15 protein-coding genes are annotated in these 17,794 nt (G+C 40.9%); 8 read left to right on the top strand and 7 right to left on the bottom strand.

Translation table 11 applies throughout. The annotated features are described in order from the left end of the window. Positions 1 to 45: 45 nt before the first annotated feature. The gene (locus AC3E9U_RS14895) at positions 46 to 1,959 is read right to left on the bottom strand and encodes a M1 family metallopeptidase (RefSeq protein ID WP_488747721.1); all 1,914 of its coding nucleotides are present in this window, start codon (positions 1,957 to 1,959) and stop codon (positions 46 to 48) included. 164 nt (positions 1,960 to 2,123) lie between these two features. On the opposite strand from AC3E9U_RS14895, the gene serS reads away from it, so the two are divergent. Further along, entirely contained in the window at positions 2,124 to 3,395 is a 1,272-nt protein-coding gene (gene serS / locus AC3E9U_RS14890) for a serine--tRNA ligase (RefSeq protein WP_488747720.1), read from the top strand. 61 nt (positions 3,396 to 3,456) lie between these two features. On the opposite strand, the gene AC3E9U_RS14885 is transcribed toward serS, so the two are convergent. Genes AC3E9U_RS14885 through panC form a run of 6 tightly spaced genes read right to left on the bottom strand, consistent with a single transcriptional unit; the run spans position 3,457 to position 8,804 of the window. Next, positions 3,457 to 3,918, bottom strand: a complete 462-nt coding sequence (locus AC3E9U_RS14885) for a gliding motility lipoprotein GldH family protein (protein ID WP_488747719.1) — start codon at positions 3,916 to 3,918, stop codon at positions 3,457 to 3,459. A gap of 30 nt (positions 3,919 to 3,948) precedes the next feature. Further along, entirely contained in the window at positions 3,949 to 5,310 is a 1,362-nt protein-coding gene (gene radA, locus AC3E9U_RS14880; protein WP_488747718.1) for a DNA repair protein RadA, read from the bottom strand. A gap of 2 nt (positions 5,311 to 5,312) precedes the next feature. Then, entirely contained in the window at positions 5,313 to 6,578 is a 1,266-nt protein-coding gene (locus tag AC3E9U_RS14875; protein ID WP_488747717.1) for an alpha/beta hydrolase, read from the bottom strand. A gap of 47 nt (positions 6,579 to 6,625) precedes the next feature. Further along, complete coding sequence (locus AC3E9U_RS14870) at positions 6,626 to 7,588, bottom strand: lysylphosphatidylglycerol synthase transmembrane domain-containing protein (protein ID WP_488747716.1); 963 nt, start codon at positions 7,586 to 7,588, stop codon at positions 6,626 to 6,628. A gap of 2 nt (positions 7,589 to 7,590) precedes the next feature. Next, the gene (gene panD / locus AC3E9U_RS14865) at positions 7,591 to 7,941 is read right to left on the bottom strand and encodes an aspartate 1-decarboxylase (protein WP_488747715.1); all 351 of its coding nucleotides are present in this window, start codon (positions 7,939 to 7,941) and stop codon (positions 7,591 to 7,593) included. A gap of 14 nt (positions 7,942 to 7,955) precedes the next feature. After that, entirely contained in the window at positions 7,956 to 8,804 is an 849-nt protein-coding gene (gene panC / locus AC3E9U_RS14860) for a pantoate--beta-alanine ligase (RefSeq protein ID WP_488747714.1), read from the bottom strand. Positions 8,805 to 8,912: 108 nt separating this feature from the next. On the opposite strand from panC, the gene AC3E9U_RS14855 reads away from it, so the two are divergent. The 7 genes from AC3E9U_RS14855 (at position 8,913) to AC3E9U_RS14825 (ending at position 17,725) form a co-directional block, all read left to right on the top strand. Further along, positions 8,913 to 9,719 carry a glycogen/starch synthase gene (locus tag AC3E9U_RS14855; RefSeq protein WP_488747713.1) on the top strand — a complete coding sequence of 269 codons (807 nt, stop codon included), beginning with the start codon at positions 8,913 to 8,915 and terminating at the stop codon, positions 9,717 to 9,719. A gap of 20 nt (positions 9,720 to 9,739) precedes the next feature. Then, positions 9,740 to 11,428 (top strand): BamH family beta-barrel-assembly machinery protein, encoded by a 1,689-nt coding sequence (gene bamH, locus AC3E9U_RS14850; RefSeq protein WP_488747712.1) that lies wholly within the window; start codon positions 9,740 to 9,742, stop codon positions 11,426 to 11,428. Between the two features lie 2 nt (positions 11,429 to 11,430). After that, positions 11,431 to 13,278: a glutamine--fructose-6-phosphate transaminase (isomerizing) gene (gene glmS / locus AC3E9U_RS14845; RefSeq protein WP_488747711.1), complete on the top strand. Its 1,848-nt coding sequence runs from the start codon at positions 11,431 to 11,433 to the stop codon at positions 13,276 to 13,278. A gap of 150 nt (positions 13,279 to 13,428) precedes the next feature. Further along, positions 13,429 to 14,940 carry a F0F1 ATP synthase subunit beta gene (gene atpD / locus AC3E9U_RS14840; protein ID WP_488747710.1) on the top strand — a complete coding sequence of 504 codons (1,512 nt, stop codon included), beginning with the start codon at positions 13,429 to 13,431 and terminating at the stop codon, positions 14,938 to 14,940. A gap of 72 nt (positions 14,941 to 15,012) precedes the next feature. Continuing rightward, entirely contained in the window at positions 15,013 to 15,294 is a 282-nt protein-coding gene (locus AC3E9U_RS14835; RefSeq protein ID WP_488747709.1) for a F0F1 ATP synthase subunit delta/epsilon, read from the top strand. Between the two features lie 209 nt (positions 15,295 to 15,503). Then, positions 15,504 to 17,282: a tetratricopeptide repeat protein gene (locus AC3E9U_RS14830; protein ID WP_488747708.1), complete on the top strand. Its 1,779-nt coding sequence runs from the start codon at positions 15,504 to 15,506 to the stop codon at positions 17,280 to 17,282. A 131-nt stretch (positions 17,283 to 17,413) separates the two neighbouring features. Further along, entirely contained in the window at positions 17,414 to 17,725 is a 312-nt protein-coding gene (locus tag AC3E9U_RS14825) for a DUF4286 family protein (protein WP_488747707.1), read from the top strand. The last annotated feature ends 69 nt before the right edge of the window (positions 17,726 to 17,794 follow it).

Here is a 17,794-nt window from a genome sequence, read left to right as displayed (position 1 = left end):
CATGATTTTATCAGGGATTATCAGAGAAAAGGTTTTCGAAAATAGTTATTCTTTAATTAAATTATGATGGATAGTTCCTGTGGAAGTAGTAATTACCATGGGATAAACACCATTGGCAAGAGTGCTTATGTTTATCATTGATTTGTTTTCCTTCAGAATCAACTGCCCCAGGACGTTGAAAAATTCCACTTTTTCCAGGTTAACATCTGTTGGAAGTTTTAGCGTTAAGATGTCATGGCAGGGATTTGGATAGATGATAAGGTCTGTGTTATCGCCTGTCATATTTGCACTGCTGTTCCGGGAAATGATGTTTTTTTTGGGATCGAAAACTATTTGTTTCACTTTAAAAGGAACTTCTACAATAAATTCCTGATTGTTTGTTGTGTTATTCAATACAAGGTCCTGTTTTAGGTTGTTATCGCCGAATAATCGGAGAGGCACCGGCATTTCGAAAAACGGAACCGATGCATGGGAACTGCTTTGACTGATCGTGATTTTAGCTATTCCGTCGCCCCAGTTCTGTGCTGTTATCGTGTAGGTTGGGTAGCCTTCTTTGTAGATCCAGTCATTGAAAAAATCGGTAAAATCCATTCCGGAAACCGCTTCCAGATGCGACTGTAATTGAGGAGTAGTTGCATAACCGTAAGCCAGGGCAGGATCGTTCAGGTAATTTTTCATTGCCTGGAAGAAATTGCCATCTCCCATTTTAAACCGAATCATATTGGTGACCATCGCGCCTTTATTATACGTTAAACGGTAGTCAAAAATACGTCCGATATCATTGAGTTGGCTGTCTCTCAGGTACAGATTTCCCCCGGGCTGTGATGTGATACTAATGATTTTGTCGTTTTTCCAATTATAAAAACTTTCGGCGCCATCCAGATTTTCAATGATCAACCCTGATAAATATTCGGTAATGCCCTCGTTTAACCAGATGTCATTCCAGGAGCCACAGGTGACCTTGTCGCCAAACCATTGGTGTCCCATTTCGTGCGAAATCAAATCCCTGTCCCATCCGCCCATAAAAGAAACGGTGGTATGCTCCATTCCGCCTCCCCAACCAAACTGAGCGTGTCCGTACTTTTCGTTTCGAAAAGGATAAGGGGTAAAAAGAGCTTCATAAGTATTTATAATGACTGGAGTAACGGCTAAACTGTTTTCCGTGCTTGCTGCTGTTTCGGGATAGATGTAGTTGATAATAGGAAAGTGAGGACTTTCGGGTGTGCCTAAACCTCCTTGTTGGTTAAAGATGTGATAGTTTGTTACTGCAATTGCGATCAGGTAAGCCGGGATTGGATAACTGTGATGGAAATGCGTGGTTTTATTAGGCCCGTTAAAGGTTCGAGATTGCTCCAGCCCGTTTGAAACACTTGTATATTGGGATGGCGCGGTTATGTAAACATCAATGTTGTTTATTTTGTCGTTCAGATCCTGTTTACACGGCCACCAATCACGTGCGCCATAAGGTTCGGAAAGCGTCCACATAACCGGTATTCCATTATGAGTGGAGGTTGCAAAGGCTGTGAAACCGTGTACGGGAGGCGCGCCGGAATAGGTTATTTCTACAGTGCCCTGTGTTCCTGATAATTGAGGGTTGGGAAAAGTGATTACCAATTCATTGTTTCCGTTTTGTTGATATGTTAGATCTACCCCTCCTTTTTTTACACTGCTTACCGTCATTTCGTTAGCCAGATCAAAGGTGATGGTATTCATGTCTTCCAGTGCCGTAAATGTAGTTGTGATCTTGCCGGCGATGAAATATACGGCCGGGTCAACGGTAAATTCGAGTTTGTGATAAGTGATGTCGTAGTTTTGGGTATTAGGGTTTTCCCTGAACTCCATGCGCCCTGCAGCAGCTTTCATTTCGGCATGTACTAATTGCTGAAGGTTCTTTTTGTTTTGCTGTGAAAACCCAAAGGAAGTAATAAGCAATGCTAAAAGTAGGGCAGTTTTCTTCATGTTTTTTCGGGAATCTTTCAAATTTAGGAAATAATTTAATCTGTGAATGGGGTTTGATTAAATATTAATGGATTATTGATGCGGGATATGCTCAACTTTCATTGTACGCTTTAAAATTTAATGAAACAATTCCTTAAATTTGCTCACTTTAAAAATCAAAACGTATGTTACAGATAGCTTTTATCAGAGAAAATCAGGAAAAGGTAATTCAGGCGTTGGCGAAAAGAAATTTAGATGCCGGCGAAATGGTTGCGAATGTGGTAGCATTGGACGAAAAACGTCGTGCGACCCAAGTAGAATTGGATAACATTTTAGCTGAATCCAACAAGCTTTCCAAAGATATCGGCGAACTGATGAAAAATGGTGAAAAAGCCAAAGCGGAGATTTTAAAGGAAAAATCAACTCAATTGCGTGAAAAAGGAAAAGAACTTTCCGAAGCGTTGAACGCGGTTTCAGAAGAACTTACCCAGGAATTATATAAATTACCGAATACTCCTGCGGATATTGTTCCGAATGGAAAAACACCTGATGATAATGAGAATGTTTTTCAGGAAGGAGAAATTCCGGTCTTGCATGAAGGCGCCTTGCCACATTGGGAACTGATTAAAAAATACGATATCGTAGACTTTGAATTGGGAACGAAAATTACGGCTCCCGGATTCCCGGTATACAAAGGAAAAGGTGCAAAACTTCAAAGAGCTTTGATCTCTTATTTCCTTGATAAAAATACGGATGCAGGGTACCGCGAGTTTCAGGTGCCACATTTGGTAAATGAAGCGTCCGGATACGGAACAGGGCAGTTGCCGGATAAAGAAGGACAGATGTACCACGATGCAAAAGACGATTTATATCTGATCCCGACTGCTGAGGTTCCGGTAACCAACATTTTCAGAGACGTGATTTTACAGGAGAATGAATTGCCTGTTTTGGCAACAGCTTATACGCCTTGTTTCAGAAGAGAAGCAGGCTCTTGGGGAGCACATGTACGCGGACTCAACCGTTTGCACCAATTTGATAAAGTGGAAATCGTTCGTATTGAGCATCCTGAGAAATCACACGAAGCTTTAGATGGAATGGTGGAACATGTAAAAGTTTTGCTGCAGGAATTGAAATTACCATACCGTATTTTACGTCTTTGTGGCGGCGACATGGGATTTGCTTCGGCATTAACCTATGATTTCGAAGTGTTTTCAACGGCGCAGGATCGTTGGTTGGAGATTTCTTCGGTTTCTAACTTCGAAACGTTCCAGGCGAACCGTTTGAAATTACGTTTCAAAGGAAAAGACGGTAAAACCCAATTAGCACATACCTTAAACGGAAGTTCATTGGCATTACCACGTGTATTGGCGGGAATATTGGAAAATTACCAGACGCCGGAAGGAATCGTAATTCCCGAAGTGTTGCGCAAATACACCGGTTTCGATATTATCGACTAAGAACAATAGTGCAGATAAATAAAAAGCAGACTGAGAGGTCTGCTTTTTTATTATGCATCTTTTATGGTTTTGCTGTTGCTACATCTAATCCAACACCAATTACGTTAGGTAGATAAGGGCCATGAAAAGAATTGGAAACCGTTAGTTTGTAATATCCTTTGGCCAACTTTGAGTGTTCCTTGATTTTATAGCTTAGATCACAAATGTCGCCTATACAACTGCCTATTTCCTTTCCTGCACTGTCTTTGATTTTTAGATCAATTCTGAATATTTCTTTTTTTCCTGAAGGGTCGGTTATTTCAAAATCCAACGGAACGCTAGGAAACTGATAATCATACACGTGACTGAATTTAAAAATAAGATCATAGGTTTTGCTGTCGTCAGAAATGGTAAAATCATAGGTTCTAACATCGGTCTGAACCCATCGGTTGTCTGGAAATTCATCATCAAATTTGCTGTAAACATCGGCTTTGCTGCAGGAAATCAAAAGAGCGAAAACGCTGAATAGGAGTAATTGTTTCATTATCACCGGTTTTAAAGGTTGATTTTTTATTTATCCGAACAATTCCGACACGACATCTTCGATCTTAGCTACCAATTTTACATCGATAAGCGTGTTTTTCAGCGATATCTTGTTGTATTTGGAAACAAAGATGGTTGAAAATCCAAGTTTTTCCGCTTCCTGGATTCGTTGTTCCACGCGGTTTACCGGACGGATTTCACCTGAAAGTCCCACTTCTCCTGCAAAACAGAAATTCTTTTCTACCGGAATGTCTTCGTTGGACGACAGTATCGCGGCCACTACAGCTAAATCAATGGCCGGGTCGTCTACTGAAATTCCTCCGGTCACATTCAGGAATACGTCTTTGGAGCCCAAATGAAAACCAGCTCTTTTTTCCAACACGGCTAAAATCATGTTGAGACGCTTAGCGTTGTAACCCGTAGTGCTACGTTGTGGTGTTCCGTAAACAGCGGTCGAAACCAAAGCCTGTATTTCTATCATCAGCGGTCGCATACCTTCTAAAGTGGAAGCAATCGCCGTTCCCGAAAGTTCTTCGTCTTTGTGTGAAATCAAAATCTCAGACGGATTCGCCACTTCACGTAATCCGGAGCCCTGCATTTCATAAATCCCTAATTCGGCAGTAGAGCCAAAACGGTTTTTTAACGAGCGCAAAATGCGGTATACGTGGTTACGGTCGCCTTCAAACTGTAAAACGGTATCCACCATGTGTTCCAGAATCTTCGGCCCGGCAATGTTACCGTCTTTGGTAATATGTCCGATTAGGATTACAGGTGTATTGGTTTCCTTTGCAAATTTTATCAGTTCGGCGGTAGTCTCCCGAATCTGCGAAATACTTCCTGCCGAAGATTCAATATAATCCGTATGCAAGGTTTGAATCGAATCGATAATCACGATTTCCGGCTCGATCTCTTCAATCTGTCGGAAGATATTTTGCGTTTTGGTTTCGGTCAGGATGTAACAATTGTCGCTATTAGAGGTAATTCTTTCAGCGCGCATCTTGATCTGTTTCTGACTCTCTTCTCCAGAAACGTAAAGCGTTTTATAAGGTAATTTTAGTGAAATCTGTAATAGGAGTGTACTTTTTCCAATACCTGGTTCGCCACCCAAAAGCGTTAAGGAGCCGGGTACAAGTCCGCCACCCAAAACCCGGTTCAGCTCACCGTCCGTGGTGTCTAACCGGATTTCTTCGGCAGAATCGATTTCGTTGACTTTTAATGGTTTAGTAGCTCTTTTAACCGCTGAGGTTTCGGTTTTCCAGGCCACTTTTTCTTCTTTGTGAATGACTTCTTCAACAATGGTATTCCACGCTTTACAAGAGGTGCATTGTCCCTGCCATTTGGCAAATTGGGTGCCGCAACTCTGGCAAAAAAAGGAGGTTTTTATTTTGGACATTATTATTGTTTCGGTTGTTCAACAGGGGTTTCTGTCGGTGTTTCGGTTGGCGTTTCGGTTGGCGTTTCTGCCGGGGCATCTGTTGGTTGTTCTTCTGTTACTTCGTTCTTGCCTTTTTTGCCTTTTTTCAGCTGTCCTTTGATAGCATCAGCACGTTCCAGCATCATGTCTTTAGTAAGGTCACGGATCGGAGATAATCCGAAGGCGGTCATAAAGGCTTTCTGTGCTTTGCCCGGTTCGCCAGTATTGTCATAATACATTGCTTTGTGGTAATCAGCCAACATGGTTTTAGGGTAGTTTTTCTTTGCCAATTCGGAAAGCGGCAGAAAATCTTCGTAGTTTTTGTTTTTCATGATGGCAGCCTCAATAGCTTTAAAATCGGACAGTCGGATTCGTGGCATGAAGCCCAGTTTTTTCTGTATGTTCGTGTACTTGTCTATTAAATATTGCGTGTGTCCTTTTTCCAGTTTTCCTAATTTCTCCTGGAATTCATTCATCGAAATCGGCTGATATCCTTCAAAAATAGCTGCGATGGCATTGTTAATGGCAAACGGAACCAGCGAGTAGTGGGATGTATTTTTAAAATCGTCAAAATTGTATTTTACGAAATCGGTTTTCACGGCTTTAGCGCCTTCATCGAGCACTTTAATACGATCTCTCATGTCTTTTAAATCGCCATCGGCCGTAGCTAAATAGTAAAAAATCGGTTTTTGGGCGATTTTAAGTCGGTCCGGGATTCGGGTTTCCATTTCGGCCGGTAATTCCGGGCTAAGACATAAGTAGGCATTGAAAACCGGATTGTCTTTGTACAGATAGGCGTTTAAAAAAGAAGCTGTCAAATCATGTCCGACAATCATGCGGAAAGGCGCAACACGAAATTTTTTCTCTAAGTAAGGCAGTAATTCGATGCCGATGAACTCGAAGAATTTTGCTCCTTGTTCGGTCGGAAGTCCGTCTTCGTCAAATTGACTGTCGTATTCACGTTCATTGCTTTTATTTTGGTTGATTCCGACGATGATCACTTCGGGAAGATCGTCCCAGTAAGCGCCGTATTTCATAGTTCCCATTACGGGGTCCAGTAAAAATTCACTATCCAAAACCACGAAAATCGGGTATTTTTTATCCTTAGCTGATTCATAAGATGGAGGCAGAATGATGCTAATATCGCGGGCAACGCCTAATTTTTGAGATTCAAACGGTTCGTCAAAGCGCTGAGCAAACAAGGAACCCGTTATAAGCGTGAGAAGTAGGAGCAATTTGGTTTTCATGTAATTTACTGTATTTAGCTGTTAAAATAGAACAGCAATATAGTAAATTATTTTTTGCGATTGAAAACGGGTAAAAGTAAAAACGAGATACCGCCCAAAACTACTATAAGCGCCGTTTGTGAAGACCATAGAATCCAGCCAAATGCAGTCCCGGCTGTTTCCGGAATATTGTAAAGCAAAAGGATTTGGGCAATCATTAACGGGAAGGCGCCAAATCCTCCGTTGGTGAAGGTTACGGCTAAGCTTCCCACGACAAATGCGGTAACGATTACACCAAGAGTGATGCCGCTTGTTTCAGGTAAAGCGTATACTGCCGAATAAAATGTCAATACATAGGAAATCCAAATCACTGCCGTATAGATCATGAACGGAACCCGATTTGGCATTTTGAAGGTGCTTAAAAGTCCTTCGATCAAGCCGGCCACTTTTTCTTTGATGAATACGATCGGTTTCCAATTGGAATAAATAAAAAGCAAAACAACGCTCACAAATCCAAACACACCGACGAATCCAATGTAAATTAGCTGTTCTACAGGGATTATACCGGAAAGGAAGGTTTGCAGCTGGTCAAATTGGAGTATAAGTGCCGTAAGGATGAATCCGATGAGAATGAACAAATCAATGACACGTTCGGCAATAATGGTTCCGAAAGCTTTATCGAAAGGAATGTCGTTGTATTTTTTGAGTACCAATGCACGCGAAACTTCTCCTGAGCGTGGAACCGTATAGTTCATCAGATAGCCGATGCATACCGCGGAAAAATTATTAGGGAAATTGGAAAGATAACCCATGTGCTCAAGACTGTAACGCCAACGGTAGCCTCGGGCCGCCAGACTGACAACGGAAAAGAAGGATGAAATCGCGATGAAACCATAGTTCGCATTTTTGAAATAGCCCTTCATTTCATCCAATTGCGCGTCGGTAAACTTATTGTAAGTATAACAAACCAAAAAAACTCCCAACAGAAGCGGGAGTACAATTCCAAGTGTTTTTTTTACTTTTTCGTTCAAGCTTATCTTAAAGAATTGTCATGCTCGTTAGGGAACACTAAGGCTGGTTTGAAGGTTTTAGCCTCTTCGCAGGTTAGGATTCCGTAAGCAATGATGATAATGATATCACCCTTATGAACTTTGCGGGCAGCCGGTCCGTTCAAAGTGATTTCACCGCTATTTCTTGGTCCGGTGATGGCGTAAGTTTCCAGACGTTCCCCGTTATTCAGGTTTACGATGGATACTTTTTCGCCTTCATAAATGTTGGAAGCTTCCATTAGAGCTTCGTCAATGGTAATACTACCGATGTAGTTTAAATCAGCTCCAGTCACCTTAACGCGGTGAATCTTGGATTTAACAACGTGAATTTGCATACTGCAAAGTTATATCAATTTAGTGAAATATTATCTATTAATCGGATGTTGTTTACGAAAAGCGCTATAAAACCACGGTACTTTCGGGTTTTGCTTTTTCTTTTGCAGGGTAATAGCGTGGCTTCGTCGGCGATTTCAAAATACTCCAGCTGGAAATTCGGGTGTTTTTTGAATTCGTTCGTAACAAAATCGGTAACTTCTTTTGTTGAATGTTTTTCGAATTTCGTTTTTGCCAGTTTTAAGGTTTTGTAGATGAAGGCTGCTTCTGCCCGTGCTTCTTCCGAAAGACGTTCATTGCGCGAGCTCATGGCCAGTCCGTTGGGTTCGCGGTGGATGGGGCAGCCGTGAATCTGTACCGGGAGACGGTGTTTTTCAACCATCTTTTTTACAATCTGTAATTGCTGGAAGTCCTTTTCGCCAAAATAAGCATTGTCGGGCATTACGATTTCCAACAGTTTTTTAACAATTGTCCCCACGCCGTCAAAATGACCCGGACGATGAGCGCCCTCCATTTGAAATTCCAAGCCGTCGTAATTGAAGGAGGTCGATATTGTGTTGCCTTCATACATGTCTTCCACGGTAGGGGCAAAAACGATAATGCCGTCGGAAAGTGTTTTTATTTTTTCAACATCACGCTCCAGTGTTCTGGGGTATTTTTCCAGATCCTCAGCGTTGTTGAACTGGGTAGGATTGACAAATATACTTACCACTGTTATTGTGTTGTTTTTTAGAGATTCCTTCATCAGTGACAAATGTCCCTGGTGTAAGGCCCCCATGGTAGGAACAAAGCCGATTTTGGTTTTTTGAGAACGAGCGGTTGTCAAATGTGCCGCTAAATCAGACTTTTTATTGAAGATTAACATTTTCTTCCGGTTTAAATTCAGTGCAAACTTACTATTTTGTCAAATAACTGCATAAATTTTTGTAATTTTGCCTGTTTTTTGTACCCAATTTTTAAAAATAAATTACAAATGGAGGATAAGAGGATATTGTATGTATCATCTGAAGTAGTGCCTTACTTGGCTGAAAATGAGGTTTCTTTAATGTCGTACGACGTGCCTAAAATGATCAACGATCAAGGAGGCCAGATACGCATTTTCATGCCCAGATACGGAAATATTAATGAGCGCAGGCATCAGTTGCATGAAGTGATTCGATTGTCGGGAATGAATTTGGTGGTGAACGATATGGATATGCCTTTAATTATTAAAGTTGCTTCGATTCCGAAAGAACGAATTCAGGTTTATTTTATTGATAACGACGAATATTTCAAGCGCAAGGCCACTTTCACCGACGAAGAAGGCGTGCTGTACCCGGATAATGACGAACGTGCCATTTTCTTTGCGAAAGGTGTTGTGGAAACGGTTAAGAAACTTAACTGGGTTCCGGATATCATTCATGTTCACGGCTGGATGGCAGCAATGTTGCCGGTATATATGAAGCATTTTTACAAAAATGAGGCGCTTTTTGCAGATACTAAAATCGTAACATCAGTGTACGGTCAGTCTTTTGACGGTACATTGGATATGGAGATGCTTAAAAAAGTGACTTTTGATAATGTTCCGCAAGATGCGGTTGCTGATTTGGCTGAACCGAATTTTGAGAATATCATGAAAGCTTCGATTTTGCATTCGGATGCGGTAATTATCGCATCGGAGGATGTGTCTCCAAGTTTAACAAAATTTATAGAAACTTCAAACAAACCTTTTTTACCTTTCGTCTCGAAAGATCAATTTGCAGAAATGTATACTAATTTCTACAAAACACAGGTTTTATAATAAACGGATTTTACATAAACATGAATAAACTTTCATTAGTTAAGAGGATTTTATTGTTGGTTCCCATTGTTTTCCTTGCTTCTTGCGATAAGGAATTCAATACTATAGGTTCAGATATTGTTGGTAACGATTATTTTCAGTTTGATAAGGCAACTTATGAGGTGAAAACCAATAATTACCTGACCGGTCCGGTGCAGACAAACAATCTTACCCTAAATTCCCTTGGAACTTATACAGATCCTGCTTTTGGGACAACTACATCTCACTTTGTGACACAGGCCGAACTGCAGGTTTCCAATGTTACTGTGAATACCAATCCTGTAATTGATTCGGTTTGGGTCTATGTTCCTTTCTATAATACCGATAAGGGAACTAATGCTGACGGTACCAAAAAATATGAGTTGGATTCGGTTTACCCGGCTCCTAAAGATGTGGATTTGACTACCAAAAAGTTCAAGCTGAAAGTTTATGAAAACGGGTACTATTTGGGAACATACAATCCAAATAATACGGGAGGGGCAGAGCGCCATTTTTCTGATGAGAAGGGTAAGGTGGAAAATGTTAAGTTAGGGGCTGATGCCAATAATGAAGATATTGTTAACGGCGCGTATTTAAATAATAGTGCAGACACTGCTGAAAATGAAGAGTTTTTCTTTAGCAATAAGGAAAGAATTATTTATAAGACCAATGGTAGTGGAGATTTTGTGAATTCTTCGGGTGATGTAATCGATCCCTCCAATATTGAAGATCGTGTAGTTAAGGAGCGTTTTGTGCCGGGGATTTGGTTGAATCTTAACAAAGAATACTTTGAGAAAAGGATTTTAAAAGCGCCGGCCAGTAAGTTGGCGAATAATAATGCATTCAAAGAGTATTTCAGAGGATTGTATTTTAAGGTGGAATCAAATGGTGGAGAGGGAGCTATGGCTTCATTGGATTTTACCAAAGGGTATATAAAGATGACTTACAAAATGGATCAGGCTACTGATGACGATAATGACCCTACGACTCCGACAGCCACCCGTCTGAAAAGATATTTAGTGATTAAACTGGGCGGAAATTGTGTTAATTTCTTTGATAGCAGTCCTACTTTGGCGCCAAATCCTATGCAGAGACTGCGTTTAAAAGGGGGTAATGGTTCGGCAGCGTATATTGACCTTTTTGGTGAAGACGGACCCGATGCAGGTACCGTTCCGGATGAGTTGGAAACTTTGCGTGCTAATGGCTGGATGATCAATGAAGCGAACCTTACTTTTTATGTTGATGGAACACTTGACGGTATGGGTAAATCAGGTCAGATTGAACCAAACAGGATCTATCTTTACGATTATAAGAACAAAAGACCGGTAGTGGATTATTATGCGGACGGTTCAACCAACAGTGCTAATCCTAAGTACAATAAAAGAGGATTTGGAGGTATAATTGAAAAAGATGCAAACGGAAACGGGTTTAAATATAAGGTTAGGGTAACGGAGTACATTAAGAGTCTTATAAAGCATAAAGATTCAACCAACTACAGACTTGGAATTGCTGTTTCTGAAAACATAAATCTTTCAACGAATGCATACAGAAAGCCTGCAAGTGGTCAGCCAACGGAAATTATTCCGCTATCGTCGGTGTTAAGTCCCCTTGGAACGATTTTGTATGGCCCTGAAAGTGAAGATCCGGAAAAAAGACTTAAATTAGAGATTTACTATACAAAACCTGACTAATTATGTGTGGAATTGTTGGATATATAGGTCACAGAGATGCTTATCCTGTGATCATTAAAGGATTAAAGAGATTAGAGTACCGAGGTTATGACAGTGCCGGTTTGGTTTTGTGTGAAGATGGAAAGTTTAATCTTTCCAAGACAAAAGGAAAAGTTTCCGATCTGGAAGCCAAAGCTGCAAAAGAATTGTCTTTAAAAGGTACTGTAGGTATGGGGCATACGCGTTGGGCTACACACGGAGTGCCTAATGATGTGAATTCCCATCCTCATTTTTCGAATTCAGGCGAATTGGTGATCATCCATAATGGGATTATCGAAAACTATGAGCCGCTTAAAAAGGAATTGATTAACAGAGGATATGTTTTTCATTCAGATACCGATACGGAGGTTTTGGTAAACCTTATCGAGGAGGTACAGAAGAAAGACAATCTTAAATTAGGGAAAGCAGTTCAGGTTGCTTTGAATCAGGTAATCGGTGCATACGCTATCGCAGTGATGGATACGAAATCACCCGAGGAAATGGTCGTGGCCCGTTTAGGAAGTCCTTTAGCAATTGGAATCGGTGAAGATGAGTTCTTCGTGGCTTCAGATGCTTCTCCTTTTATAGAGTATACTACGAATGCTATTTATCTTGAAGATGAAGAAATGGCGATCGTTCGTTTGCATAAACCGATGAAGGTTCGCAAAATCAAAGACGATACTTTGGTTGACCCTTATATTCAGCAGCTTCAAATGAATTTGGAGCAGATTGAAAAAGGAGGTTACGATCACTTCATGTTAAAAGAGATTTATGAGCAGCCAAGTGTGATCAAAGATACCTACAGAGGTCGTTTGCATGCCAATAAAGGTATTATCCAAATGGCCGGTGTAGAAGATAATCTTGAAAAATTCACAAATGCTAACCGTATTCTGATCGTTGCCTGCGGAACTTCGTGGCACGCCGGATTGGTTGCGGAATATATTATAGAGGAATTTGCCCGTATATCGGTGGAAGTGGAATATGCTTCTGAATTCCGTTATCGTAATCCTATTATATATCCGGATGATGTGGTGATCGCAATTTCGCAATCGGGAGAAACTGCCGATACTTTAGCGGCGATTAAGTTGGCTAAGGAAAAAGGTGCGTTTGTATTCGGAGTATGTAATGTGGTAGGTTCGTCTATTTCGCGTGAAACCCATGCGGGTGCTTATACGCATGCCGGTCCGGAAATCGGAGTGGCTTCTACAAAAGCGTTCACAACACAGATTACGGTATTGACTATGATCGCCCTTCGTTTGGCAAAAGCAAAAGGCACGATGAACAATTCCGATTACCAGCGTTATTTGCTTGAACTGGAGTTGATCCCGGAGAAAGTGGAAGAGGCATTACAGACCAATGATGTGGCAAAACAAATTGCGGAAATATATAAAGATGCGCCTAATTGTCTTTATTTAGGACGTGGATATAATTTCCCTGTTGCCTTGGAAGGTGCTTTGAAATTAAAAGAGATATCTTATATACATGCAGAAGGTTATCCTGCTGCCGAAATGAAACACGGTCCGATCGCCTTGATCGACGAGCACATGCCGGTGGTGGTGATTGCGCCTAAGCAGAATCATTACGATAAAGTAGTAAGTAACATTCAGGAGATCAAAGCCCGTAGCGGAAAAATCATTGCTGTGGTTACTAAAGGCGATACTCAGGTACGTGCATTGGCGGATCACGTGATTGAAATTCCGGACACATCGGAGGCGTTAACACCATTGTTGACTACGATCCCGTTGCAATTACTTTCGTATCATATTGCAGTGATGCGGGAATGTAATGTCGATCAGCCGAGAAATCTTGCGAAATCGGTTACAGTAGAATAGTAAAAAAGGCGGATTTTCAGGGTCCGCTTTTTTTATTGTAAAAAATTCAAAAATTAATTTTCGTTTTTTGCATTTAAAAACTATCTTTGCGCTCTGAAAAAAGAGGTTTTTTCAAGAAACGTAAATAGCTGTTTAATAAATACATAAGCAATGTCTAAAGTTACAGGAAAAGTTGCACAGATTATCGGACCGGTAGTTGACGTGGTATTCAACACGCAAAATGCCGAACTTCCAAAAATTTATGATTCATTAGAAATCATTAAAAAAGACGGTTCAAAATTAGTACTTGAAGTACAGTCTCACGTTGGTGAAGATACAGTTCGTACTATTTCGATGGATTCAACGGATGGTTTAAGTAGAGGTACGGAAGTGGTTTCAACGGGTAATCCAATCCAGATGCCAATCGGAAAAGATATCTACGGTCGTTTATTTAATGTAATCGGAGACGCTATTGATGGTCTTGGAGATTTGCCAAAAGAAGGTGAGAATGGTTTACCGATCCACCGTCAGGCTCCAAAATTCGAAGATTTATCAACTTCAACAGAAGTTTTATTTACAGGTATCAAAGTAATCGATTTGATTGAGCCTTATGCAAAAGGAGGTAAAATTGGATTGTTTGGTGGTGCAGGAGTAGGTAAAACGGTATTGATCCAGGAGTTGATCAACAATATTGCAAAAGGTCACGGTGGTCTTTCTGTATTCGCAGGAGTAGGTGAAAGAACACGTGAAGGAAATGACTTACTTCGTGAGATGTTAGAGTCAGGTATTATCAAATACGGTGATGATTTCATGCACTCTATGGAAAATGGAGGATGGGATTTATCAAAAGTTGATAAGCCAGGAATGAGAGAGTCTAAAGCTACTTTCGTTTTCGGTCAGATGAATGAGCCACCAGGAGCTCGTGCTCGTGTTGCATTATCTGGTCTTTCTATCGCTGAATATTTCCGTGATGGAGCAGGTGAAGGTCAAGGAAAAGATGTATTATTCTTCGTTGATAATATCTTCCGTTTTACACAGGCAGGTTCTGAGGTATCGGCGTTATTAGGTCGTATGCCATCTGCGGTAGGTTACCAACCAACATTGGCAACTGAGATGGGGGTAATGCAGGAGCGTATTACTTCAACTAAAAAAGGATCTATTACTTCAGTACAGGCAGTTTACGTACCTGCAGATGACTTAACTGACCCGGCACCGGCAACAACGTTTGCTCACTTAGATGCTACAACAGTATTGTCTCGTAAGATTGCTGAGTTAGGTATTTATCCTGCGGTAGATCCATTGGATTCTACTTCTCGTATCCTTACTCCGGAAATTTTGGGTAAAGAGCACTACGCTTGTGCGCAAAGAGTAAAAGAGATTCTACAGAAATACAAACAATTACAGGATATCATCGCGATCTTAGGTATGGAAGAGTTATCTGAAGAAGATAAATTAGCTGTATCAAGAGCTCGTCGTGTTCAACGTTTCTTGTCTCAGCCGTTCCACGTAGCGGAGCAGTTTACTGGTATCCCTGGAGTATTGGTTGATATCAAAGATACTATCAAAGGATTTAACATGATCATCGACGGTGAGTTAGATCACTTACCTGAGGCAGCGTTCAACTTGAAAGGTACCATCGAAGATGCTATCGAGGCTGGACAGAAAATGTTAGCAGAAGCATAATCTAGTATGCAGTAAGCAGTCGCGGTGAACAGTCACTGGCAATTGTAAGCTGTAAACTGTAAACTAAAGAATATGATTTTAGAAATTGTATCACCGGAAGCCACATTATTCAAAGGAGAAGTTACTTCGGTAGCGGTTCCGGGAGTAAATGGCGAGTTCCAGATGTTAAACAACCACGCACCTATCGTGTCGTTGTTAGGAAAAGGGAACGTGAAAATTGTAGGTTCGGGATTGAAGATCGCAAAAGAATTTGCGACTAAATTCAACAAAGTAAACGAACAGACATTTTGGTTGCCTATCGAATCGGGAACGATCGAAATGAATGACAATAAAGTAATTGTTTTAGCGGACTAAGACAATTGAACCCGAGCGTAGCGAACTGCACGCAGTAAAATAAGGAAAAAAGTCTCGAGAAATCGGGACTTTTTTTATAACATGCAACAACAGAAAAAGGGCTCAGACAGTTTTAAAAAGAAAGGCCTGCTGTTTTCAAAGTATAAATTAACAAAGGAATATGAGTTTAATACAAATTCAATGTTTAAATTTATAGCTTATTTGTACCAATGAGACTCAATTTCGCTTTCATACTGCTTTTCTTCTCGCTAACCGTTTTCGCACAGAACGAACAGTTGGCGCAGAATTATTTTGACCGTGGCGAATTTGAAAAGGCCATCGTGGTTTACGAGGATGTACTAAAAGCACAGCCGTACAATTATGCGGTCTTACTAAAGACAATCGCTTGTTATCAGCAGTTAAAGCAATACGACAAAGCGGAACAACTTATTCAGAATCGTATCGAGAAAATGAAGATCGACAATCTTTATGTCGAATTGGGGTACAATTATCAGTTGCAGAAAAATCAGGAGAAAGCCAATAAGTATTATGACATCGCTTTAGATAAGATACGCGAAAATCCGAATAACACGTATGGAATCGCCTACGCGTTTGAACAGAAAGTCTTGGTCGAACGGGCGATTCAGGCGTATGAAATCGGTAAAAAAGCCAATCCGCAGTTTAATTTCGATTACCAGATGGCTTTATTGCAGGGACAATTGGGCAATATGGAACTGATGACGGATAAACTTCTGGATTTTGCATTCACCAATCCGGCAAACCTTCCGTTGGTGCAAAACCAGCTTACCCGATTCATAACCGAAGACGCCAGCGAAAGTTTCAATTCTTATTTAAAAAAGGCATTGTTGCTTCGCACTCAGAAAACGCAGGATATCTTCTGGAATCAGTTTCTGAGTTGGTATTTTGTGCAGCAAAAAGAATTCGGAAAAGCATTCGTACAGGAAAAAGCAATTTTTAAGCGTTCACCGGACAATTTCTTTACCATTATTAACTTGGCCAAACTCGCAATTCAGGAAGACGAAACCGAAACGGCAACAGAAATACTACAGTTCATTCTGGATAGTACACAGGATCTGGAACTGCAGATGGAAGCACACCATCAGTTGCTTACCATGCAAATAAGAAAAGCACCTGAAAAAGACTATCCGGCGATAAAAGACAAATTGGCTTTGCTGTTGAAAAAGTACGGCATATCACCTTATTCACTGCATCTGCAAACGCTCTCGGCTCATTTCGACGCTTTTTATCTAAAACAGTTCGAGCCGGCAAAGATGACCCTGGAAAAAGCATTGGCCTTGCCGTTGAACAATTACCAGAAAGCAGAGGTGAAAGATGAATTGGCTGATATTTTACTGTTGAACGAAAAATTCAATCAGGCGATTATTTATTATGGCCAGATTGAAGACGATCTGAAAAACGACGAAATCGGGCATCAGGCGAGTCTGAAAATGGCCAAAGCGAGTTATTTTAAAGGGGATTTCGAATGGGCGCAAAAACAGTTCAAAGTACTTAAGTCATCGTCATCTCAATTAATTGCCAATGATGCGCTGGAATTGTTCTTGCTCATCAGCGACAATACGGTAGAAGACAGTACGCAGGTCGCTTTAAAGAAATTCGCTAAAGCGGACTTCAAATTATACCAAAACAAAACTACCGAGGCGCTGGCCGCGTTTAAAACGATTTTACAAGAGCACAAAGGCCAGTCGATAGAAGACGAAACCTTGCTGAAAATCGGACAATTGTATGAAAAGCAAAACGATTTCCAACAGGCTTTAGTTTATTATCAACGCATCCTCGATGATCACAAAGAAAGCATCTACACCGATGAAGCCCTGTTTTACTCGGCAGAAATTTACCGAAAGAATATCGTAGACGTCGAAAAAGCAAAAGCACTTTACGAAAAGGTGATCTTCAACCATCAGGACAGCATCCATTTTGTCGATGCCCGGACGAATTTCAGAAAACTGAGAGGGGATACGAACTTATAACGTGAGGGATAAGGGACAAGGGAGAAGAGAAAAGAAGCAGGAGACAAGATAGGATCAAATAACCAAATCAACCGATCCATCAATAACCAATTCGAGAATAAACAAATCCACAAACAAACGAATACACAAATATGATAATCTACAATGTAACCATAAATATACACGAAAGCGTTCATGATCAATGGATGGACTGGATGCAAAACAAGCACATCGCGGATGTTTTGGCAACCGGAAAATTCACTTCGGCGCGCATGGTAAAAGTATTGGTCGAAGAAGAAATGGGCGGGGTAACCTATTCCGTTCAGTATACCACCGACAGTAAAGAAACCCTGCAGCGATATTACGACGAAGACGCGCCAAGACTTCGCGAGGAAGGATTCCGATTGTTCGGCGATAAGATGCTGGCCTTCCGTACGGAACTGGAATTGATTTCAGAGCATTAATAAAAGCCAAATCGGAGCTTTCTAAAAAATAACAAAATAAAGTCCCTTAGGCCTTGGCGTCTTCGTGGC

This window comes from Flavobacterium sp. 21.1, assembly GCF_057801535.1.
This window is presented reverse-complemented; position numbering and strand designations above follow the sequence as displayed.